Annotated in this window: 19 protein-coding genes; 13 read left to right on the plus strand and 6 right to left on the minus strand. The window is 57.1% G+C overall.

Annotated features, from left to right (window positions below; genetic code table 11):
- Nucleotides 1-3: 3 nt before the first annotated feature.
- Both OJHNALOF_RS06370 and OJHNALOF_RS06375 read right to left on the minus strand, forming a co-directional pair.
- The gene (locus OJHNALOF_RS06370) at nucleotides 4-1,107 is read right to left on the minus strand and encodes an alkene reductase (RefSeq protein WP_165661511.1); all 1,104 of its coding nucleotides are present in this window, start codon (nucleotides 1,105-1,107) and stop codon (nucleotides 4-6) included.
- A 121-nt stretch (nucleotides 1,108-1,228) separates the two neighbouring features.
- The gene (locus OJHNALOF_RS06375; RefSeq protein WP_165661512.1) at nucleotides 1,229-2,104 is read right to left on the minus strand and encodes a LysR family transcriptional regulator; all 876 of its coding nucleotides are present in this window, start codon (nucleotides 2,102-2,104) and stop codon (nucleotides 1,229-1,231) included.
- A gap of 208 nt (nucleotides 2,105-2,312) precedes the next feature.
- Here OJHNALOF_RS06375 and OJHNALOF_RS06380 point away from each other — a divergent pair, with 208 nt between their 5' ends.
- The 4 genes from OJHNALOF_RS06380 (at nucleotide 2,313) to OJHNALOF_RS06395 (ending at nucleotide 5,708) form a co-directional block, all read left to right on the plus strand.
- Nucleotides 2,313-3,284 carry a LysR family transcriptional regulator gene (locus OJHNALOF_RS06380; RefSeq protein ID WP_165661513.1) on the plus strand — a complete coding sequence of 324 codons (972 nt, stop codon included), beginning with the start codon at nucleotides 2,313-2,315 and terminating at the stop codon, nucleotides 3,282-3,284.
- Nucleotides 3,285-3,563: 279 nt separating this feature from the next.
- On the plus strand, nucleotides 3,564-3,878 hold the full coding sequence (locus OJHNALOF_RS06385; protein ID WP_165661514.1) for a putative quinol monooxygenase: 315 nt from the start codon (nucleotides 3,564-3,566) through the stop codon (nucleotides 3,876-3,878).
- A gap of 108 nt (nucleotides 3,879-3,986) precedes the next feature.
- On the plus strand, nucleotides 3,987-4,232 hold the full coding sequence (locus tag OJHNALOF_RS06390; RefSeq protein ID WP_165661515.1) for a hypothetical protein: 246 nt from the start codon (nucleotides 3,987-3,989) through the stop codon (nucleotides 4,230-4,232).
- A 132-nt stretch (nucleotides 4,233-4,364) separates the two neighbouring features.
- Nucleotides 4,365-5,708 carry an MATE family efflux transporter gene (locus OJHNALOF_RS06395; protein ID WP_165661516.1) on the plus strand — a complete coding sequence of 448 codons (1,344 nt, stop codon included), beginning with the start codon at nucleotides 4,365-4,367 and terminating at the stop codon, nucleotides 5,706-5,708.
- A gap of 19 nt (nucleotides 5,709-5,727) precedes the next feature.
- Here the strand turns inward: OJHNALOF_RS06395 and OJHNALOF_RS06400 are convergent, their stop codons facing one another.
- The 3 genes from OJHNALOF_RS06400 to OJHNALOF_RS06410 are packed head-to-tail and all read right to left on the minus strand — an operon-like array spanning nucleotide 5,728 to nucleotide 8,490.
- Nucleotides 5,728-6,354: a hypothetical protein gene (locus tag OJHNALOF_RS06400; protein WP_165661517.1), complete on the minus strand. Its 627-nt coding sequence runs from the start codon at nucleotides 6,352-6,354 to the stop codon at nucleotides 5,728-5,730.
- A 33-nt stretch (nucleotides 6,355-6,387) separates the two neighbouring features.
- Nucleotides 6,388-7,134, minus strand: a complete 747-nt coding sequence (locus OJHNALOF_RS06405; protein WP_165661518.1) for a 2OG-Fe(II) oxygenase — start codon at nucleotides 7,132-7,134, stop codon at nucleotides 6,388-6,390.
- Between the two features lie 9 nt (nucleotides 7,135-7,143).
- Nucleotides 7,144-8,490, minus strand: coding sequence for an aldehyde dehydrogenase (locus tag OJHNALOF_RS06410; RefSeq protein ID WP_165661519.1), 1,347 nt, complete (start codon nucleotides 8,488-8,490; stop codon nucleotides 7,144-7,146).
- A gap of 90 nt (nucleotides 8,491-8,580) precedes the next feature.
- Between OJHNALOF_RS06410 and OJHNALOF_RS06415 the strand changes: the two genes are divergently transcribed.
- On the plus strand, nucleotides 8,581-9,468 hold the full coding sequence (locus tag OJHNALOF_RS06415) for a LysR family transcriptional regulator (protein WP_206063575.1): 888 nt from the start codon (nucleotides 8,581-8,583) through the stop codon (nucleotides 9,466-9,468).
- On the opposite strand, the gene OJHNALOF_RS06420 is transcribed toward OJHNALOF_RS06415, so the two are convergent.
- Complete coding sequence (locus OJHNALOF_RS06420; protein WP_094199912.1) at nucleotides 9,465-10,370, minus strand: LysR substrate-binding domain-containing protein; 906 nt, start codon at nucleotides 10,368-10,370, stop codon at nucleotides 9,465-9,467. The genes OJHNALOF_RS06415 and OJHNALOF_RS06420 overlap by 4 nt on opposite strands.
- A gap of 322 nt (nucleotides 10,371-10,692) precedes the next feature.
- On the opposite strand from OJHNALOF_RS06420, the gene OJHNALOF_RS06425 reads away from it, so the two are divergent.
- From OJHNALOF_RS06425 to OJHNALOF_RS06460, 8 genes are all read left to right on the plus strand, one after another.
- Nucleotides 10,693-11,850 (plus strand): CaiB/BaiF CoA-transferase family protein, encoded by a 1,158-nt coding sequence (locus tag OJHNALOF_RS06425; protein ID WP_094199911.1) that lies wholly within the window; start codon nucleotides 10,693-10,695, stop codon nucleotides 11,848-11,850.
- Nucleotides 11,843-12,685 (plus strand): MaoC family dehydratase N-terminal domain-containing protein, encoded by an 843-nt coding sequence (locus OJHNALOF_RS06430; RefSeq protein ID WP_165661521.1) that lies wholly within the window; start codon nucleotides 11,843-11,845, stop codon nucleotides 12,683-12,685. The genes OJHNALOF_RS06425 and OJHNALOF_RS06430 overlap by 8 nt, the downstream gene beginning before the upstream one ends.
- 12 nt (nucleotides 12,686-12,697) lie before the next feature.
- Nucleotides 12,698-14,074 carry an MmgE/PrpD family protein gene (locus tag OJHNALOF_RS06435; RefSeq protein WP_165661522.1) on the plus strand — a complete coding sequence of 459 codons (1,377 nt, stop codon included), beginning with the start codon at nucleotides 12,698-12,700 and terminating at the stop codon, nucleotides 14,072-14,074.
- Nucleotides 14,071-14,934, plus strand: coding sequence for a CoA ester lyase (locus tag OJHNALOF_RS06440; RefSeq protein WP_165661523.1), 864 nt, complete (start codon nucleotides 14,071-14,073; stop codon nucleotides 14,932-14,934). Before OJHNALOF_RS06435 ends, OJHNALOF_RS06440 begins: the two co-directional genes overlap by 4 nt.
- 76 nt (nucleotides 14,935-15,010) lie before the next feature.
- Complete coding sequence (locus OJHNALOF_RS06445) at nucleotides 15,011-15,958, plus strand: PDR/VanB family oxidoreductase (protein ID WP_165661524.1); 948 nt, start codon at nucleotides 15,011-15,013, stop codon at nucleotides 15,956-15,958.
- A 24-nt stretch (nucleotides 15,959-15,982) separates the two neighbouring features.
- Nucleotides 15,983-17,089, plus strand: a complete 1,107-nt coding sequence (locus OJHNALOF_RS06450; protein ID WP_165661525.1) for a mandelate racemase/muconate lactonizing enzyme family protein — start codon at nucleotides 15,983-15,985, stop codon at nucleotides 17,087-17,089.
- 4 nt (nucleotides 17,090-17,093) lie between these two features.
- Complete coding sequence (locus OJHNALOF_RS06455; protein ID WP_240919646.1) at nucleotides 17,094-18,854, plus strand: BCCT family transporter; 1,761 nt, start codon at nucleotides 17,094-17,096, stop codon at nucleotides 18,852-18,854.
- A gap of 122 nt (nucleotides 18,855-18,976) precedes the next feature.
- Nucleotides 18,977-21,055 (plus strand): BCCT family transporter, encoded by a 2,079-nt coding sequence (locus OJHNALOF_RS06460; RefSeq protein ID WP_165661526.1) that lies wholly within the window; start codon nucleotides 18,977-18,979, stop codon nucleotides 21,053-21,055.
- The last annotated feature ends 73 nt before the right edge of the window (nucleotides 21,056-21,128 follow it).

Below are 21,128 nucleotides of genomic sequence, written 5' to 3' on the forward strand. Positions count from 1 at the left end.
CATTTACTCGGCCAGATCGGCAAAATCAGGGTCAACAATGGGGTAATCGGTCAGGCCTTTTCGATCACCGCCGTAGTAGGTTGAGCGGTCGGAATGATTCAGCGGAATGTGGTTGTGAAAGCGATACACCAGGTCCGGGTTGGCAATGAAATACTCGCCAAAGGCAACCATATCGGCATGACCGGATTCAATCATGTCTTCTGCAGATTCCCTGGTATGACGACCCGCTACCAGGACGCTATGTGGCCATGCCGCCCGCACCTGTCGACGGAAACGGGTCGGCACCGGGCGCCAGGTGGCCACGTGCTCGGAGAAATGGACATAGGCCAGTGGCAGATGAGCGAGGGCCTTTAGCGCCTTGATGGCCAGTTGTGGCATTTCGCTATCGACATCCGGATCATCAAGCACCAGATAAGGCGATAACCGAAAGCCGACTTTTTGCGCACCAATCGCTTCCGCCACCTGGGTCACGGTTTCAATTAAGAAACGAAGACGATTTTCCTGAGCGCCACCGTATTCATCCGTACGCTGGTTCGCGCTGCGCAGCATAAACTGTTCAAACAGATAGGTATTGGCACTGTGCAGTTCAACGCCATCAAACCCTGCTTCAATGGCATTGCGTGCGGCCTGAACAAATTCCTGCTGAACTTGTTTTATGTCGACCAGCGACATGGCCCGGGGCGTTTGCTGTTCAAGAAAACCATAACGGCCGTCACCCAGCGGGCCGTAGGGCTTATTGGCACCTTTGACGGCAGACGGGGCCATTGCCTGCAGGCCACCGGTAATATCCGGATGGGTGACTCGTCCGACATGCCAAAGCTGAATAAAGATGTTGCCACCACGCTGGTGTACCGCATCGGTTACCTTTTTCCAGCCATCGATTTGCGCCTGGGTGTAAATGCCCGGGGTAAAGGCATAACCCCGGCCCAGCTCGGAGATCGGACTGCCTTCGGTAATAATCAAACCGGCACCGGCACGCTGGGCGTAGTATCGTGCCATTAAGTCATTGGGTACGTGATCTGAGCCGGCACGGGAGCGGGTCATGGGGGCCATTACCACTCGGTTAGCAAGGGTCATATCACCCAGCTGGACTGAAGAAAACAACATAGTGAAACCTCGAAACAAGCCTTAACACGGGCTTCACTATATGAAATAAGAAAGATGGCTTAAATGTTCATAATGATAAGTGTCTATGAACTAAAAGGTGCGTAATATGGCGATGGCGAGATCAGGCGTTACTGGCGGTAAACGCTTGTTTGATGGCCTCCAGCAACTGACGCGCGGCAAAGCTCAGGTCGCGGTTGGGGTAGATGGCATATACCGGGTCTTCCGCCGCGAAATCAATATGTGAGAACAGCGCTACCAGTTCACCGCGCGAAATGGCGTCGCCAAGGTTATGATTGGTGACCATGGTGTAAAACAGGCCGGCCTTGGCGCTTTGCACCAGTGAGTCGGCGGAGCTGGAGCGATAACCAATATTCAGCTTGAGCGACAGCAGCTGGTCATTTTGGTAATAACGTAGGGTGTCTCGAACCAGGCCGTGACGGGCATAACAGGCCGCCGGTAATGACGCCAGTTGCTGCAGCGTATCGGGCTGACCGTGCTGCTTTAGAAAGGCCGGGCTGGCAACAACCATCAGGCGTGAGTCACTGAGCTTCTGCCCGATCAACGTGGTGTCTTCCGGCTTCCAGACGCGCAGTGCCAGATCAAAACCCTCTTTTATCATGTCGACGCGGCGGTCGTCATAATCCACTTCAAAGGTAATATTCGAATAGCGTTGTCGAACCTGGGCGATGGCGGGAAGGACAATACGCTCGCTTAAATGAGCGGCGCACGTCAGTTTAACGTGCCCGCCCTGAACGTGATTACGGTTTTGCGCCGACTGATTGATTTGCTGCTCCAGATCCCGTGCCTGTAATGCCAGGTGATAAATATCCTTGCCGGCATCGGTCAGGGAAACGGAGCGGGTGGTGCGGTTAAATAACGTCAGGCCCAGGTTTTTCTCAAGCTGCTTGATGTTGCGTGACAGCAAGGACGCCGGCATATCACGGTGCTTTGCGGCCTCGTTGAAGCTGCCAAAATGCACCACATCAATAAATGCCATTAAATGTTTATTCAGATTGATGGCCATATCGCTTGTCCGCTACCCCGGTGGCGAAATTATCGCGTTATTGCAAGGGCAATGCCACTGCTCATGATGACACCATTGACCGTTTCGGTCTGGCGATATATGCCGACAAGTGGCTTGCAACGCGAGTGCAAGAAAGGGGTATCATCATGACCATGGTGATACCAACGGAGTGGGGGAGCCCTTGTCTCTCGATCTGAAAAGCCTGGAACTGTTTGTACGAGTGGCCAGCCTGGGGGCCATTGGACGGGCGGGAGCCGAGTTCAACCTGTCGCCCACCAATGCCACGCAGCGCATCAAGGCGCTGGAAGCCGACCTGGGGGTAACCCTGCTCAACCGTACCACGCGGGCCATTTCCCTCACGCCCGACGGGGAGATACTGTTGGAGCATGCCCGGCGCATTCTTGATGATGTGGAAGCCACTCGAAACGTGTTGTCGCATACCACCAACACGGTGTCTGGCCTGGTGCGAGTGACGGTCTCGGCCTCTTTCGGGCGCTCTCATATCGTGCCCTTTGTTCCGGCCTTTTTGCGCCGCTATCCCGAGGTAACCCTGGATCTGCACCTGACGGATCGGGTCGTGGATATTGTCGAAATGGGTTACGACCTGGCGTTTCGCATCGGAGCCCTGGCTCCGTCCACACTGCTGGCGCGCAAGATTGATGACAACCCGCAACTGCTGGTGGCGTCACCGGCGTATCTGGCGCGGGCCGGATACCCACAAACCCCCCAGGATCTGGCGCACCATGCCTGCCTTTTTCTGGGGGAAAACCGGCTCTGGAAGCTGAGTGACAAGAATGGCACCGTGCACGATGTCAGGGTCTCCGGGCCGGTTTCGGTCAACCTGGGCAATGCGGTGGGGGAGTGGCTGGTGGCGGGCATGGGCATCGGCCTGACGGCACTGTGGCATGCCGCTCCGGACATCAAGGCGGGTCGGCTGGTGCCCTTGCTGACGAATTATCGCGTCTGGCCCGAAACCAAAATTTGGGCGGTGCGTCCTCCCGGACGACTGATGCCCGCCAGGGTCAAGGCCTTTCTGGATTTTATGCAGACCCATATTGTCGACACCAGTGCCGAGCGCTGTCGTGGCCTGATCGATGAACAGGGAGAAATCTGCATCAAGACGGAAGCACCGGGCGCCCCAGGGGCACCCTGAACGAGATTGTTTTAAAAAACGGAATAATGTTTTTGGTTTTTGACCCATAGTTCAGGTAAGTCCGGCCTGTTATTGTGTGTCCCATCAAAGGGGGCTCGCACCATGGTCAACCGAACAGGCGCCATGGTGAATACCACGGTTACTCTTTGGTGACCCGGGCCTGAACGCCCCCTGATTTCCCGAATATTGGCATTCGGGCTAACAACCCCGCAATTTACTCGTTGCAGTGAGCGCGACGATGTCATTGGCAAGGCCGCCTCAACACATGAGGAAAGACACATGGGCTCTTCCATTCGCATGATTGCGACCCTGACGGTATTGCCTGACTCAAAAGACAATATCAGGACGGCACTGCACAAGATGGTGTCGGCCACCCAGGCCGAAGCCGGCTGTCTGCAATACGACTGTTATGACATTGCCGCCGAAGGTCTGCCCGGCGTCACCAGTACCGGTGGCGATTTCGTGGTGATTGAACACTGGCGCGATGAGGCTGCCTTGCAGTCGCATAACGAGTCCGACCATTTCCAGGCGTTTGTTTCTGCCTTTAAGGCCGAAGAGTTGCGCCTGTCGGTTCAGGTATTAAAACAGGCCTGAACCGGTATAACGGCCAACTGATTGGCGCCGAGGCCTGCTGCCCGGTCCTGGCCGGACGCCTCTTTGGGTAGCAACCAGTCCTGCTAACAATATTGAGAGAGAATAATGATGCGTAAGCAAACCTTGCCCGCCGTAGCCCTGTTGTCCCTGTTTGCCATGGGCGCCGCCCATGCCGATGGCATTGACCGCCATGAGAAACGTATGGCCGAACTGCGTGCATCCCAGGCCGAAAAGGCACAGTTCACTGCAGTACAGTCAGGTCAGGAGCTTTCCAGCCAGCACCTGCAAAATGGTACCGATGGCATCGATCGACACGAAAAGCGCATGGAAGAACTGCGCAAGGCCCGAGGCTAAGCGTGAATACCAGTGCCGAATAACGAAAATGCACCCTGAGCGGTGCATTTTTTGTTTGGTGTTAGGTACTGGAGCAAGCCATTGATGAATTTGATACTGTATGCCCTTTTGGGCGAGCTGAACAGGTAGAGCATGAGTAAACCCGGCGAGTCACTGGGCAGACAGTTATATCGCATGACCTGGCCGATGCTGATTGGCGTGCTGGCCACCATGAGCAGCCAGCTGGTAGACAGTGCCTATATTGGCCAGCTGGGCACCCAGCCCCTGGCGGCGGTGGGGTTCACCATTCCTGTGTTTCAGCTCATCATCGGCATACAGGTTGGCTTGGGTATCGCCACCACAACGATTATTTCCACCGCCCTGGGAGCCGGCAAGCAGGGCAATGCCCGGCAACTGGGCAGCCTGGTGCTGGCAACCGGCGGCGCAGTGGTGTTTGTGCTTTGTCTGCTGATCTGGGCTGGCCAGCAACTGATCCTCTCCGCGCTGGGGGCCAGTGAGGCCCTTTACCCTTTGGTGCGGGCATACTGGCTGCCGTGGCTCGGCAGCTGCTGGTTGGGGGCGATGTTGTATTTTGGCTATAGCATTTTTCGGGCTAATGGCAAAACCATGCTGCCAGGCATGGTGATGGTATTGACCAGCCTGCTGAATATTGTGCTGGACCCATTGTTTATCTTTGTCCTGGACATGGGCCTGGCCGGTGCGGCCTGGGCCACCATTTGCGCTTATGGTGCCGGTTGCCTCATTCTCGTGGTCAGCATGGCGCGCCTGCGGTTGGTCCAACTGCCCGGCAGCGTGGCCCGCATTCGCGCCGGGCTGAAACGCCTCATCTCCTTTGTAGTGCCTTCCACCCTGAGTCAGCTGGTGCCGCCGTTGTCGGCCATGCTGGCCACGGCCATTGTGGCCGTGAATGGCGAGGACGCGGTGGCGGCCTGGGGGCTGGGCAGTCGTATTGAGCTGATGTCCATCATTGTGGTACTGGCGCTGACCATGGCGATGCCACCCATGATAGGCAGACTGCGTGGCAGCAATGACCTTGAGCAGATTCGGCTGCTGGTGGGCAAGGCGGTGAAGTTCGTGGTGCTGTGGCAGCTGATCCTGGCCGCGCTGCTGGCCGCCCTGTCGGCTCCCCTGAGTCGAGTGCTGATCAGTGACGGGGCCACGGCGGCCATTCTGGCTGAATACCTCTGGCTGGTGCCGATAAGTTATGGTGCCCTGGGGCTTTGCATGATCATGGTGTCGGTGTGCAATGCCATGGGCAAGCCCAGGCTGGCGCTGGTTATTTCCGCATTGCGCCTGTTGGGCTGCTACCTGCCCCTGATCTGGCTTGGATCCGAGCTGTACGGTTTGCGCGGGCTGTTTTTCGGGGCCACATTCGGAAACGTGCTGGCCGGCCTGATGAGCTGGTACATGTACAAAAAACATGCCATGGAGCCGGCCGCGCGTGCCATGGGCTCGTCAGGGCGAGTCACCATATAAGCCCCGCCTGGGGACATGGCTAGCCGAGTGTTTTGGTGGACATCATCAGGAATCCGGTAAAGGCGGCATTATCCTGCTGCAACGAGGCATCCACCATGTTTCTCATTTCAATGATTTGCTCACGATAGGTGGTGTAAAACGGATAGCTTGGGGTTGGGTTATAAACCAGCCCCTGCAGTTCAAAGAAGCGAATAACCCCTTTGGTGGTGGTGGGTTTAACAAAGACCTCCACCCGGGGCGCATAGTAATAAGGCAGAATGGTCATCAATGACCACTTGGCCAGCCGGGCGGGGCGCAGCAGGTCCAGCATGATGTTAAAGCCGTATTCCTGATCCCCGTGCAGCATGTCATTCAGGGCAAAGGCGTAGCTTTCTCTTTCATGATGGGTCATGGCCCTGACCCAGTCCCTGAGTCTGGGTTTTTCAAACATGGAGATCATGGAGGAGCGGCTGATCAGTTTGATCATGTCTTCGGCCACCTGTTGTGGCCGGGAAAAGCATTCGGGCGCAAAACACTGCTGTGCCTGCGCCGTGCGTTGAGCTATCTGATGCTTTTTTCCTTCACGAACCATCAGGGGGTGGGAGAATCCGCCGGGGTAGAGGGTTAAAAACTCGCTTTCCGCGGCCAGCAGACGTTGCTTATTCATGGATGCTCCCAAAGGTAAATGTGCTAAACCGGGTCACACCTCAAAGAGGACATCGGAGCGAATGATGTACTTGACCCCTTTGGTAATGGTCTCCGAGCTGTGCAGGCAGTGCATGGGGTGTCTGCCGTGAGGGAAACATAACACGCTGCCCGCCGGCGTGCGAACCCCCACCTTGCTGGTCTGCCGGGAATGCGGCTCGTTAACCCAGAATTCGGTGGCGCCTCCTTCAAACTCGTCCGAAAGCAGCACAAGGAACGTCATTTTGCTCCAGCGATCGGGGTAGGCATCGCCGACCAGGGTGCGATCGATGACACGGCTGCCCGGCCAGTCTCCGTCGATATGGGGCTTGAAGAAGTCACCTTCGCCATAGCGGTAGAACCTGAACCGGGCATTGATGCCCAGCGGCCGCTTGCCGTCAAAAATACCGGCTGGGTCACTCATGAAAGGCCGGCTGCGTTCCCAGATGATGTTGTCGGTTGCCTCATCCACCACCCAGGTCAGGCTGTGGTTATGGCGAACCGAGCGGGGCAGGGAGACGGCCGCATCCTCCAGGTAACCAAGGGTTTCCGAAATTTGAATCAGGCGCTCGCACTCTTCCCGGGAAAGCACGTTAAGAATCTGAAAGGCGCCGGGCACTTCCGGTATCTCTCGACGCTGAATGTCCCAGTCAACCTTGTCGAGTAGCAGGGCCGGGTTGGTGCGGTCACTTGCCCAGGTGGGCAGGGCCGAATGCTCGGCGCCAGGCTCCCTGGCCACCACGTAGAAATCATTGATGTTCATGTTATTCTCCTAACGGCGTCGGCTCAGCACCCTGACCTGGGCAAACTGCCTGTGGCCGTCCGGCGAGCCATGAAAACCATAACCACTGTGTTTTGCCCCGACCCAGGGGCTGTCGCCGGTGCCGCCTACGCCGCTGTTGATGGCGACCATGCCGGCTTCCAGCTGCTCCGCCACCTGTTCGGCGCCTTCACCACCAAACACCACGGCACCCAAGCCGTAGGGGGACTGGTTGGCCCGGGCTATTGCCTCATCCAGCCCTTTCACGGTACCGATGGCAATCACCGGCCCAAAGGTTTCTTCCTGTTCAATCAGCATGTCTGGCGTGATATTCGTGATCACCGCGGGCGAAATATAGGGCGGCGCCTGCTCGACGGAGCCCAGCCGCAGCCGGGCCCCCCTGCCGATGGCATCCTGCAGATGGTGCATAACATGCCGGTGCTGCCTTTGGTTGACCAGGGGGCCCAGCTTGACGCCCGGCTCGTTCCAGGGGCCCGCCTTATAGCGGGCGGCGAGTTGCACAACACGCTCGATAAAGGCATCCGCCACCTCGGACGCCACATAAATGCGTTCGGTGGAGGTGCACATCTGGCCGGTATTCTCAAGGCTGCTGGCGACCGCGAAGTGGGCGGCCGTTTCGATGTTGGCGTTGTTCATGACGATCATGGGGTCATTTCCACCCAGCTCCATCACCAGGCGTTTCAGGCCCGATGAGGCGCTGGCCATAATGTCTTTTCCGGCGGCCACCGAGCCGGTAAAGGCGATCAGGTTAATGTCACTGTTGACCAGTGCCTTGCCGGCCTCTTCGTTGCCGTGCACGATCTGCAGTACATGTGCGGGCAGGGTCTGGTTGAGAATATCAACCAGGGCCTGGGCGATAAGCGGGGTCTCTTCCGAAGGCTTGAACACCACGGTATTGCCCGCCACCAGGGCGGGCACGATAAGGTTGCCGGCCATGGCCAGCGGGTAATTCCAGGGGGAGATCACCGCGGCGACACCCAGGGGCTGATATTGCAGCCGGGTGGTTGCGTTCAGCGTGCGTGTGGCAAGGGCGGCGCCCGCTTCTTGTGCCGTGTAATCGGCGGCATAGGCGGTACCGGTCACTTCCGACATGGCCCGGCGCAGATCCTTGCCCATCTCCTGGGCGAGCAGTGTAGCCAGTTCTTCCGCCCTGTCGATGACGGGGGCAAACGCCGCCTGAACGAGGCGCACGCGCTCTGAGGTAGTCAGACGGCGCCAGGACTGCGCCGCCCGTTTGGCATTGGCGATGATCTCGGGCATCACCGACGCCGGCGTTATTGCAACCTGACCCAGCACATCGCCAGTGGCAGGATTGAACGACTGTAACAAGGAAGTCATGACATTCACCCAAATGAATGGTGGTGGGCCGATATGGTACAAACGCCATGATACAATTTGAAACAAGGGTGGCTTGTTAAAGGTACAACTGTGAGTGGTGAGTTTGATCTGAAGCAACTCAGGGTGTTGCAGTCATTGCTGCAGGAGCGCAGCGTGTCCAGGGTCGCCGGGAAAATGGGACTGACCCAGCAGGCTATCAGCGAGCAGTTGCGCAAGATGCGTGCCCTGTTTGGCGATCGGCTGTTTATACGCCAGGGCAACAGCATGGTGCCGACTCCGCTGGCCGAACAGTTGGGGCTCAAGGCTTCGCGTATTCTGAGCGAGGTTGATGATCTGTTGACCGCAGGGCAGTTTGAACCCGAACACTACCAGGGCACCTTCTGTATCAGCGCCAATGATTACGCCATACAGGCCATTTTGCCGCGGTTTCTGGAAAGCGTACGGGCCGATGCGCCCAATATGAAAATCATCGTACGTGATTTTGTGTCAGATAACCTTGAACAGCTGATGGCCACCGGGGAGATCGATCTGGCATTGAGCTTTCCCCCCTTTATTCCCGCCTCCATTCATTATCTGGTGTTGTTTGAAGAGCAGCATATCTGTATTACGGCCCGCCACTCCAAACGTCTGGAAAAAACCTGGACCCTGGAGGAAGTGGCGCGGCTGCCGCAGCTTATCGTGTCACCCTCTCGGGCCAATCTGCGTGGCTCTCATGATGAATGGTTTGCCCTGCAAGGCCTGAAACGCAATATCGTGATGTCGGTACCGAGCTTTTCGGCTGCCCCCGATATTATTGGGGCTACCGACATGATTTCATTTTATCCCTCCAGGCTGCTGCCCAATCCCAAGGTGGCGTCGTTGCAGCTGGACACCCTGACTCCCAAGTTCGAGGTGATTGTGGCTTGGCACAGCCGCACGCGACACAGTCCCCTGCATACATGGATGCTTGAGCGACTGAAGGCGTTGTTTGTCCGTTAACTTTCCTTACCGTCGACCCCTTCGGACTTCAGCGTTTTTTCCAGCCACTCCACAAAGGTGGCCACACGTGCCCACCGCTCCTTATGGGGCGGAATGCTGAGATAGTAACGGGGCAGGGGAGGCAGCTGGGAGTCATCAATGTCGAACGGAATACAAAGCTCGCCGGCGGCCAGCATGCCCTGGGCATTGACCCGGTTGCCCAGGGCCACGCCAAGCCCCTGGGCCGCCGCTTCAAAGGCATGCAGGGAGTAACCCATCGATAAAAACGGCTGATCCCTGACCCAGGGAAAGTCCGCCAGAATGGACTTCCACGAGTTCAGGCGGCGTTCGGTTTCAATCAGTGTCAGCCCGCGCAGGCCCTCAATGCTGTTCAGCTGGTGTTTCTCCACATACTCGGGGCTCGCCAGGGCGACGATCTCATCGTCAAGCAACTGGTGTGTCTTGAAATGGGGATCGGCCTCAAAGCGGTATTCAATGGCGATATCGATGCCCTTTTCTTCCGGCTCCAGAATCATGCGATCCAGCAGGCGAACATCGTATTGAGGGCAGGTGGCAAAGAAGCTGGCCAGTCGTGGAATCAGCCACTTGGTGGTTAATGAAGGGGGCGCGGCTATGGTCAGGGTTTCACGGTTTTTCTTCTGCGAGGCAATGGCCGTGGCGCGGCCGATGGCCTGCAGGCTGGGGCGAATCTCGGTCAGGTAATCGCGGGCCACCTCGGTCAACAGCAGATTGCGGCCTTTGCGTATAAAAAGGGGGGACTCCAGGTATTCCTCCAGCTTGGCCAGCTGGTGGCTCACCGCCGGAGGAGTCACACACAGTTCCTGGGCCGCCTGCCGAACCCCTCCAAGGCGGGCCACCGCTTCAAATACCCGTAACGCATAAAGAGGTGGAAATTTGTACATTCTGTCATCACTCCTGAGCGGCGAATGTTGGACGCCTTGTCATCAAGGGCGCGGGTTATGGGAGTGTTACCACCCGGTCGAGTTTGACCCAGGTTGGTCTGGCTGGTTGTAAAAATAAAGCCTAACACCTTGATGCTTAAGCCAATATATCCAGCATTCCAGGCATGTCGGTGAGATTCCAACTGTAAAAAAAACGTTTACAACAAGCAAACAAAAAGTCAATTTATTTTCCCTTTCGTGGTCTTTATAGTCCCTCCTGTAGCCGATTGGTTAACTAAATGTGCGCTTTATGGGTTGTTTATTTACATCCTCGGGAGGGTTTATGCGACCACTGGAAGGTTTGCTGGTTGTATCCATTGAACAGGCCCTGGCGGCCCCACTGTGCACGGCCAGGCTGGCCGAGGCCGGTGCCAGGGTCATCAAGGTGGAACGGGCCGAGGGCGACTTTGCCCGCGGCTATGATCGGGCGGCCAAGGGCGCCAGCTCTTATTTCACCTGGACCAACCAGGACAAAGAGTCGGTGGTCCTTAATTTTCGTGAACAGGACGATGCCGAGCTGCTTGAGCAGTTGCTGGCCGAGGCCGATGTCTTTATTCAGAACCTGGCGCCGGGCGCCATGGCCAGGGCCGGGTTTGGCGCCGAGCGGCTGCGCCGCGATTACCCTCGGCTGATCACCCTGGACATTACCGGTTACGGAGAGAGTGAAGCGGTACGCCACCTCAAGGCCTACGACTTTCTGATCCAGGCGGAGTCCGGCCTGACCGGCATCAGCGGCGGGGTGAATGAGATGGGCCGCATCGGGGTGTCCATCTGTGATATCGGCGCGGGCATGACCGCCCATGCCGCCGTGCTTGAGGCCCTGATGAAACGGGAGCGTACCGGTGAAGGCTCGGCCCTGGCGGTTTCGCTGTTTGACGTTGCCGCCGACTGGATGAGTGTGCCGCTTATGCACGAGGAATATGGCAAGGGCGCGCCGAAACGGGTGGGCCTCAAACACCCCAGCATGGCTCCGTATGGCGCATTTGAAACCCGTGAAGGCGCGCTGACCCTGATTTCCATTCAAAACGATCGGGAATGGCCGCGTTTCTGCGAGATCGTGCTGGGTGATGCCGCCATTGCTCAGGACGAACGCTTTCAGTCCAACAACGAGCGGGTTCGCCACCGTGAGGAGCTGGAGCAGCTGATCACCGGGGTGACCCGCACCATTGACCAGAACGAATTCAAGGCTCGACTGAGCGAAGCCGGCATCGCCTTTGGCGCGGTGAACAGCGTGGCCGAGCTGGGGCAGCATCCGGCCCTGCGCCGTCGGGAAGTCGGTACCGACAACGGCGCTACCGTCAGCATTCCTGCGGCCCCCATTCGTTGGCTGGACGCCATCCCTCACCACGAATCAGGCCATGCTCCGGCGACCGGCGCCGATACCGAACGGGTGCGTCAGGAATTTACCAAGCAGCAGCAAAAGGAAGCCTTTAATGTCTGAAAGTAACGTAATGAACTGGCTGGGCCGCAGTGAAACCTTTGAGGACGAACTGCGCCTGCAACCGGCCCGTTTTATGGAAGCCACCCTGGATCGGGACGCGCAGCTGAAAAAAGGCGATGAACTGCCACCCCTGTGGCACTGGCTGTATTTTCTGGAAGCCAAACCGGCATCCCTGCTGGGCCGGGATGGTCACCCGAAAAAGGGCGGTTTTCTGCCCCCGGTAGACCTGCCCCGGCGCATGTGGGCGGGTGGACGTTTTGAGTTTCTGGCGCCGCTGCGCATGGGGGAGCCGGTTCGCAAGGTGTCAACCATCAGCAACATTACCCACAAGGAAGGCCGCACCGGTGCCCTGTGCTTTGTGACCGTGCTGCACGAGATTTATTCCGGTAGTCACCTGGCTTTCACCGAGGAGCAGGACATTGTTTACCGCGAAGATCCCGCCGCCGATGCGCCGCAGCCCGCTCCCAAACTGGCGCCCGACGACGCCGATGTGGTCGAGACGGTGTCTCCCACCGAGGTGATGCTGTACCGCTATTCGGCCCTGACCTTTAATGGCCACCGTATTCATTACGATGTGGACTACTCCCGGGATGTAGAAGGTTACGAAGGCCTGGTATTCCATGGTCCGCTGACCGCCACCCTGCTGGTTGATCTGGCCACGCGCACCATGGGACGTCAGCCCGCCCGCTTCAGCTTTAAGGGATTGGCGCCGATCACCGCCAACCATTCCTTCAAGATTGAAGGCCGGCGCGAAGGTAACGTGATGAAGCTCTGGGCCCGACGCCATGACAACGCGCTGGCGATGCAGGCTGAAGCCGTCTTTCTGGAACAGTAACAAGGTATTCCCATGACCCTATCCGCTTTTTCCGAACAGTTTTGCACCTGGGCAACGGCTCCCGATCTGGCGCTGTGCCAGGAGGCCCGGGCCGTCGCCCGTTTCAGTCTGGTAGATACCCTGGCCTGTATGTTCCTGGGTAAGGACATGCACCAGCCCCTGGCGGTGGCGGCAGCCCTGCAGGAGGATGGAGACAGTGGCAGCGTGGTGGCTGTCGGTGGCGGACAGGGTCATACCCTGAGCGGTGCCGCCCTGCTGAACGGGGCCCGTGTGCATGCCCTGGACTTTGACGATTATGAATTGTCCGGCTCCAGCCATGCCAGCGGCCCGCTGTTCAGTGCCCTGTTCAGCCTGGCGTCTGCCCGCGGGCTGTCCATCAGGGAAGTCTGTGATGCCTGGCTGGTCGGCCATGAAGCCATCGTGCAAATGGGGCAGGCGTTGGGTTATGGCCACTATGACAAGGGCTGGCACTCCACCCTGACCCTGGGCCCTGTGGGCGTGGCGGCGGCCGTTAGCCGTGCCCTGGGGCTTGACCGCGAACGCATGGCCCATGCCATGGCGCTGGCGGCCAGTTCCTCGGCCGGTACCCTGCGCCAGACCGGCTCTCACGCCAAGGCCATTCACGAAGGCCTGGCCGCCCAGGCCGGCCTTCGGGCGGCCCTGATGGCCAAGGCCGGGGCCACCGCCAATACCGAACTCTGGGATATTCCGTCCGGCTTTATCAGCCTTTATGGCACCTCGGACTCACCCGGGTTTGCTCAGGTCATGGCCCGCGCCGAGCTGGGGCAGGGAGTGCGGCTGTATCCGGTGATTCGCAAGCTGTGGCCCAGCTGCGCCTATACCCAGCGCGCCATCATGAGCGCCGAGCGGATTTCTGCGCAACTGACGCCGGGCGACGCCATCGTTCAGGTGCAGTATCGCATGCCGCGGCCTTTCCATCAGGTGGCTCATTTTGGTCTGCCTGAAAACGATGCCGAGGCCCGTTTCTCCATTCCTTATTGCGTGGCCGCCGGCCTGCTCTGTGGTCATGTGACGCCGGACGACTTTAACGAACGGGCGTTTCGTGATCAGGCGCGGCGCCAGTTGACCGGCCTGGTTGAACTGGACCTTTACGAGCTGCCGGCAGGGCACTCCGGTGATATCGGCCCCACCAGCCCCGAAACCCTGGTGGTGACGCTGGAAAGTGGCAAGCAACTGGTGGATGAAGGCCTGGCGGTGCCGGGGGGAGCCGATATGCCGATGACCGAAGCACAGCTGCTGCAAAAGGTACATGACTGCGGCCTGCCTTTCGAACTGGCCAAGGCACTGCTGCGGAATGATGAAACGGCGCCGCTGGTGCGAACCTCCCTGTTTGTGGCCGCTCAGCAGGCGGCGGGAGAAAGCAAATGAAAACGCCAGGAATCATGCGCTCGCTTTTGTATGTACCCGGACAAAACGAAAAACTGGTGGGCAAGGCGGTAGCGGGTAGTGCCGATGTGATCGTACTGGATCTGGAAGACGCGGTACCGGCGGCCACCAAGCCCCAGGCGCGCCAGGCGCTGGCCATGCACTGCCAACAAATTCGTCAGGCCGGCAAGGACGCGGCGGTGCGGGTGAATGCCCCCAACGATCTACTGGCCCTGGATCTGCCGGCCGTTATCGGCGCCGGCGCCAATCTGGTGGTGCTGCCCAAGGTGGAAAGTGCGCTGCAGGTGCAAACCCTGGCCAGCGCCCTGGACGAAACGGACATTGGCATTATCGGCCTGATTGAAAGCCCGGCGGGTTTGCTGAACGCGGCGGAGATCGCGGCAGCACACCCCCGCCTGCTGGCGCTGAGCGTGGGCACGGAAGATCTGTCTTTTGATATGGAAATGACCCCCTGCTGGGACAGCCTGCTGGTGCCCAGCATGCAGGTGAACATTGCCTGCAAGGCCGCCGGTATTGCGGTATTGGGTTACGTGGGCAGCATTGCTGAATTTCGCGACATTGCCGCCTTTGAGGCCAGTGTCAGCCGCTCGTTGCCCCTTGGTTTTTCCGGCGGTTTTGCCATTCACCCGGCCCAGGTTGAGGTGCTTAACCGTGTGTTTTCTCCCGGCGAGGAAGAAGTGGTTTTGGCCCGGCGCATTGTTGAGGCGTTCGCCCAGGCCAGGCGGGATGCCGTGGGGGCCATTGCCGTGGACGGCAAAATGATCGATCTGCCGGTGGCACGGCGGGCGGAAAAGCTGCTGGCACGACTGGCGCTGGTGGCCGCCCGAGAAAACAAACAGTAAACGAGGCGCAATCATCATGTTCTCCCGAAATGATAATTGTGAGTTGAATTGTTGGTGATGTAAGAGGAGTGACATCATGGCTGATACTATTCGTGCCCGTTTGGCAAAAAAGAATTATCTCAGTGATGAAATCTGCAACTTTACCTTTGAGGCGATAGATGGCGCGTTCGAGTCATTTGAAGCCGGATGTCATGTGGACGTTTTTCTGGGCCCCGATCTGGTCAGAAACTACTCGGTCTGGGAATGGCAGGATGACGGAACATCGTTTTCTGTCGCGGTAAAGCGTGAGGACAATGGCCGGGGCGGCTCGCTGGCGATGCATCAGCTTGAGCAGGGGGTTGAAATTGAGATTGGCGGCCCACGCAATAACTTTGCGTTGCAGAGCAGTGATGAGCCCATCGTGCTGATCGGCGGCGGCATTGGGGTAACGCCCATTTACTCCATGGCGTGTGAATTAAAGAAAGCCGGTCGTGACTTCAGTGTTTATTACCTGGTCAGAAGCCATGAGCATGCCGCCTTTGATGCTTTATTCAACCAACTGGAGCTGGGTGACAACTACCATCTGCATTGCGATGAGGTAGACGGTTTTCTTGATTTTGACGCCTTTGTACTGGCTCAAGCCGAAGATTGTCATTACTACATCTGCGGCCCCGAGCCCTTGCTGAATCGCCTGCAAACCGTCAGCGCCGAACACAAGCGCGGCACCGTTTATTTTGAGCGATTCGCCGCGCCGGCCACGGAAGGGGATGTTGAAAATACTCCCTTTACCGTGGTGATTAATTCAAGTGGTGAAAACATAGAAATTCCTTCCGATCAAACCATTCTTGCCGTGCTCAAGGACAAGGGGTTTGACATTCATTACGGCTGCTCATCCGGCTTGTGCGGTTCCTGCATTACCGATGTGCTGGATGGAGAAATAGATCACAGGGACAACGTACTCGACGACGAAGAAAAAGCCGAAGGCGATTGCATGTGTATTTGTGTGTCACGGGCAAAGTCTGACGTTTTGGTGCTTGATATCTAACATCAACCTTCATGGATGAACATCATGACAACTATTACCAAAGTTAGTGTGTGGAAAATCGCTCTGGAAAGCCATGTGCCCTATTACATGGCCGGTGGCAAGGTCTGCCTTTCGGTACCGTCCATTATCGTCAGAATCGACACGGATGCCGGTATTTGTGGCTGGGGTGAGGTTTGTCCCATTCCGCACTATTTGCCCGCCTATGCCGATGGTGTCATTCCTGCCATTTCGGAAATGGCCGAGGTGCTGATCGGCGCGGATCCCATTGGTCCGGAAGCACTGATGCGCAAGCTGGACAAACACCTGATCGGGCACGTTTACGCCAAGTCAGCCATCGACATTGCGCTGTGGGATCTGACCGCCAAGGAAGCGGGGTTGCCGCTGTACCGCCTGCTTGGCGGCCTGCAAACCGAAAAGCTGCCGTTATACAAGTCCATTACCTGCAGCGATCCGGAAAAAATGGCCGATATCGCCAAAGAAGGTTATCAGAAAGGGATCCGTCAATTCCAGGTCAAGCTCGGTAGTGACAATGACTGGCGCCGGGATGTGGAGCGAATGGAAGCGGTGCGGGCCGCCGTGGGAACTGGCCCGCTGGTATTTGGCGACTGGAACTGCTGCGCTAGTCAGCTGGATGCCATTCGTGCCGGTCGCGCCTTGTCATCACTGGATGTGATGCTGGAGCAGCCCTGCGCCACCATCGAGAGTTGCAATGTGGTGCGGCAGACCACGGGCCTGCCCATGAAGCTGGATGAGAGCGTGCATGATATTCACAGCCTGTTGCATGGGCATCAGCTGGGCTGCATGGATGCGGCGGCACTGAAACTGTCCAAGTTTGGTGGTATCAGCGCCACCCGCCGGGCCCGCGATCTGTGCCTGGAAATCGGCACCAAAATGGTCATTGAAGACACCTGGGGCAGTGACATCACCACCAGTGCCCTAATGCACCTTGCTACCTCGACAGATCAGGGCGCCATTATGAACGTGTGCAATCTGGCCGATTATGTCAGCCCCAAACTGTCCCACGAAAGTTACTTTGTCAGCGAAGGCTTTGCATCAGTGACCGATGCGCCGGGTTTGGGAGTGTCTCCTGATCTAAGTGTGCTCGGAGAGCCCCTGTTTGTAATCTCCTGATCTCATGGCGATTCATGCCAGCTCAGGCATGAATCGCCTTATCAAGATTATTCGGAATACTTGCTTTAAGTATGAAGGAGTCTTTGAAATGACTGACAAAGAGAAAGTGATCTCGCCCGATGGCCATGTAAACAGTATTGAAACAGACTATGAACTTGGCCAGGATAATATAAAATCAAGCATTGGCCCCATTTCCTTTGATGTACACAACCGAGTATTTATTGTCGCCGGTATTATCGTATTGTCGATAGCGTTCTTTTCTATCGTATTTCAGGATCTTGCCGAAGTTATTTTTGTCACCATGAGAGACTGGTTGACGGTTGAATTGAGTGGCTTCTTTATTATGGCCGCCAATATCTTTTTGCTCGTCTGTATTCTGGTGACCGTGACTCGGCTGGGCAGTGTCAGGCTGGGCGGGACGGATGCAAAACCGGATTATAGTTACCTGGGTTGGTTTTCGATGCTGTTTGCGGCGGGAATGGGAACCAGTCTTATTTTCTTCGGTGTGTCCGAGCCCCTGACCCATGCCCTTGATTCCTACGGTGGGGCAGTGGTCAATGAACAGGGCATCAGATCAGACTGGAGTCCGCTGGGAGGCACTCCGGGAGATGTCGTCGCATCGGGCAGTGTGGGCATGGCGGCGTCGGCATATCACTGGGCCCTGCACGCCTGGGGTATTTATGCCTTTATGGCCCTGGCCCTGGCGCTGTTCGCCTTTAACAAAGGCCTGCCGCTGACCATGCGCTCCATGTTTTACCCGATTTTGGGTGAGCGTATCTGGGGCTGGCCCGGGCATGTGATTGATGTGCTGGCCATCGTGGCGACGATCTTTGGTATTGCGCCCACCCTGTCCTTTGGCTCGGCACAGACCGCTTCCGGCCTGAACTACCTGTTCGGCCTGCCCGATGGAGATCTGGCCCAGATCATCATTGCCATACTGATCACCGGAGGCGCCCTGGTCTCGGTATTGCTGGGAATCAAGGCTGGCATCAAGAAGCTATCTGAAATCAATATGATACTGGCCGCCATTTTGCTGCTGCTGGTAGTGATGGTGGGACCCACCTTGCAGATAATAGGTGGCGTTGGTGACTCTTTCATCGCCTATCTGGGTTTTCTGCCCGAGCTGTCCAATCCTTTTGGCCGGAGCGATCAGAATTTCGCGGCGGGCTGGAGTGCCTTTTACTGGGCCTGGTGGGTTGCCTGGAGTCCCTTTGTTGGCATGTTTATCGCCCGTATTTCCCGAGGACGGACGGTGCGCGAATTTATGATTGCCGTGCTGCTGATACCCTCATCGGTCTGCATTTTGTGGTTCAGTGTGTTTGGTGGATTGGGACTGGATATGTATTTCAATGGCGGCTACACCGCATTGAAGGAAGCCGACCTGCCCCTCAAGCTGTTTGTAATGCTTGACCGCTTGCCACTGGCCGAAATCACCTCTTTCATCACCATGATGTTGATTGTGATCTTCTTTATTACCTCGGCAGACTCTGGCGCCCTGGTACTGGATTCCATGGCGGCCGGCGGTAAGATGGAAACGCCGACCCCCCAGAAGGTATTCTGGTGCATGAGCTCGGGTGTGGTGGTGGTGGCACTGATTCTGGGCGGCGGAATGAGTGCGCTGCAGGCCATGACGGTGTCCACCGGGCTTCCCTTTGCCATTGTACTGCTGGTTGCCTCTTATTCTGTTATCAAGGGACTCAGGGATGAGCCTGTGAAGGGAAAAATAGCTCAGGGAAATAAACCTGTTTTGTTGAAGCATAAATAAACCGCATTGCCGGTGATGATGCCGAAGCCTGCGATGGCAGGCTTCGGGCTTTATCAGGCCTGAAGCCTGGTGAAGCGCTCATCATTGCCCGTATGTTCGGACTCACTACAGTCGAGCTTTATATGCAAAGTAACAGTAAAGAGTTTCAGCCCGGATTAAACGCCGTGGTATTTTACGGCTCCGCCGTGATTGCCAGCCTGATCGTGTTTTTCTCATTGTTCTGGCCGAATGTGGCCAGTCAAACCTTTAATGCGGTCCAAAAGGGAATAACGGACTTTGGCAGTTGGTATTACATACTGATGGGGGGCTTCATTTTCCTCATCTGTATCTACCTTGCCTTGTCACGCTATGGGGATATCAAGCTGGGGCCGGATCATGCCAAGCCCGAATACAGCCGCCCCACCTGGTTTGCCATGTTGTTTTCGGCGGGCCTGGGAATTGCCCTGGTCTTCTATGGGGTGGCGGAGCCGGTAATGCACTTTCTGAATCCGCCGGTCATGGAGGGGGGCACGCGGGAAGCCGCCAAAGAGGCACTGAATATCACCATTTTTCATTGGGGATTTCACGCCTGGGCCATCTATGTGATCATCGCGCTGATCCTGTCGGTTTATTGCTATCGGCACGGGCTGCCCCTTATGGTTCGCTCCGTGCTGTATCCGTTGATCGGGGAACGAATTTATGGCCGCATTGGCGATGTTGTCGATATCTTTGCCATCTGCGGCACCCTGTTTGGGGTGGCGACCTCCATGGGATTTGGTGCCATTCAAATCAATGCCGGCATCAATCATCTGGTGCCGGCAATACCGGCCTCGCTGACCGTGCAGTCGGTATTGATCATGCTGGTGACCCTGCTGGCTACCCTATCGGTCGTGTCCGGCCTGAACAAAGGCATAAAAATTCTTTCCAACATCAATATGACGATTGCCGTGATATTGATGCTTTTTGTGCTGTTTGCCGGCAACACGGTGCCGGTGATGAATATGTTTGTGCAGAATCTGGGCGAGTATTTCAACAGCCTGATGGGCAAGACCTTTAACCTCTATGCCTACGAAGAAACCAGCTGGATTGGCGGCTGGACCGTATTCTACTGGGCCTGGTGGTTTGCCTGGTGTCCCTTTGTGGGCATGTTTATCGCCAGAATTTCCCGCGGACGCACCATTCGAGAGTTTGTGCTGGGGGTGCTGCTGGTTCCCACCTGTTTTGTTGCGCTGTGGATGTCCATTTTTGGCAACAACGCCATCAGCCTGATCCTGGACAGTGGCCTGACCCAGCTGGGGCAACAGGTGACCAATGATGTGTCCGTCGCCCTGTTTGTCTTCCTGGAGCAGCTGCCGTTCAGCACCCTGACCCAGTCGATCGCCGTCTGCCTTATCGTGATCTTTTTTGTCACCTCGGCGGATTCGGGTTCGCTGGTGATTAACATCCTCAGCTGTAATGGTGCCGACAATCCGCCTAACTGGATGCGGGTGTTCTGGACGTCAACCATAGGTGTTGTTGCCTTTGTGCTGCTTTATGCCGGCGGCCTCAGTGCCCTGCAAACCATGACGATTGTGTCCGCACTGCCGGTCAGCATTATTCTGATGTTTGCCATCTACGGCCTGTTCAAGGTGCTGATTGTGGATTATCACAAGCAGGAAGCGTTCTCCTTTACCGCCTACCTGCCCCAGGGGCACGCGCCCAACTGGCGTACCCAGCTGCAGAACATGACCACCTTTCCCAATGCCAAAGAGGCCGAGGGTTACCTGAACGGTACTGTGACCAGCGCACTGAACATGGTCGTCGAGGAGATCAATGCCTACTCGGCCGATCGTGAGCTGCAGGCATCGGTTGAGGGCCGGGACGGCTTTGCCAGGATCGTTATTCGCAACGGCAGCGATTATGACTTCCGCTATGAAGTTCACCTGGTCGAGCACGCCACGCCGGTGGCGATGGAAGGCACGTCAGCCAGCACCTATTACCGGGCAGAGGTGCACCTGGCCGAAGGTGGCAAGGGCTACAGCATCATGGGCTGGAGCCAGGACAGCGTGATTGCCGACGTGCTGAGTCAGTTTCAGAAGCACATGCATTTCCTGCATAACATCAGTGAAGCTGGGCACCGGGCTCACACCAGTCATGCCGGTCGTCAGGCCACGGTTGCGGCGGTTTCCGACGACATCAAAACCCGGATTCTGGAACAAGGTAAACCTGTAGTTAACATGTAACGTTAACTGTGGTAAATAATCCCATGGGCCTTGCCATCAGGCAAGGCCCATGCTTTTGGGAGTAAGCAGGGCG

It is taken from the genome of Oceanimonas sp. MB9 (genome assembly GCF_011319775.1).
Taxonomy (GTDB): domain Bacteria; phylum Pseudomonadota; class Gammaproteobacteria; order Enterobacterales; family Aeromonadaceae; genus Oceanimonas; species Oceanimonas doudoroffii.